This is a genomic window from Pedobacter sp. 10L46_2 (assembly GCF_056395165.1).
In genome coordinates, this window is sequence record NZ_JBFTIZ010000534.1 from 1 (window position 1) to 1,221 (window position 1,221).

A 1,221-nucleotide genomic window follows, 5' to 3' on the forward strand; every position below is an offset into this window, starting at 1 on the left:
GTTTATAGTAGTATTGATTTAAAAGTACATGCCAAAGTTGCTCTTGTAAAGCGGGTTATAAGTGGAAAAGAAGAGTTTGTAGGTTTGCTGGCTACCGGAAATTTAAATGAATCAACCGCAAGGTTTTATACAGATCAAATTCTGCTTACTTCCCATCAGCCGATGCTTAAAGAGCTCGAATCCCTATTCGGTTTTTTGCGTAAGAATAAAAAGGCGCCAGGACCAGAAGATCTGATAGATTTTAAGCATTTGCTGGTAGCCCAATTTAATTTACAGCAAAAATTCCTTGATCTTATACAAAGAGAAATAGAAAATGCAAAAGCGGGATTAATCAATGGTATTACTATAAAATTAAATAATCTGGAAGAGAAGATCCTGATCTCTAAACTTTATGAAGCATCGCAAGCAGGAGTGAAAGTACAACTTATTGTAAGAGGAATCTGTTGTTTAATACCAGGACAAGCCGGATTAAGTGAAAATATTACCGTAACCCGGATTGTAGACCGCTACCTTGAACACGGACGTATTTTTATTTTTGAAAATAATGGTAATAAAGAAATATTTATGGGATCTGCAGATTGGATGAACCGTAATATTTATAGCCGAATTGAAGTATGTTTCCCATTATATGATGCTAAGTTGAAGGAAATTATAATGAAAATAGTTAACTTACAGTTACATGATAACGCTCAGGAATCTATTTATAAATTTCTAAAAGATACTGATACAATATAAATCCCGATTATTTATGAAACGAATCTACTCTAAGTGTTTATGTATTGTTATTTTGTTAGCTCTTTTTGGAACCTACGCATGTAAAAGCCCACTAGGGAAATATACAAGCCCAAAGGGTTATGACTTAACTAAACCTGATAAGTTCAATATGCCATCGAGTTTGCTTGAAATATCAGGTATTGCCTTTCACGACAGTAATAGCGATACGATCTATAGCATTCAGGATGAAGAAGGTAAATTGTTCAGGCAAAAATGGGATGTGAAAGAACAAAAGAATATGAAATTTGGCTCCAGAGGAGATTATGAAGATGTCAGTATATTTCATGATAGGGTTTTTGTACTCAAAAGTAGTGGAGCCCTTTATTCTTTTCCTTTTTCTGAGGCAATCAAAGAAAAATCTGACCTTGTAAAGGAATCTAAGCACCTGGTGCCAAAAGCTGAATACGAAAGCTTGTATGCCGATGCTGCTACCAGCAAGTTATATAT

The 1,221-nt window shown here is 34.6% G+C and carries 2 pseudogenes; both read left to right on the plus strand.

The window, feature by feature from the left end:
* Positions 1-735, plus strand: a pseudogene (locus tag AC1DDX_RS27560) (polyphosphate kinase 1); the annotation flags it as partial.
* Between the two features lie 13 nt (positions 736-748).
* Positions 749-1,221 (plus strand): annotated as a pseudogene (locus tag AC1DDX_RS27565) (SdiA-regulated family protein); the annotation flags it as partial.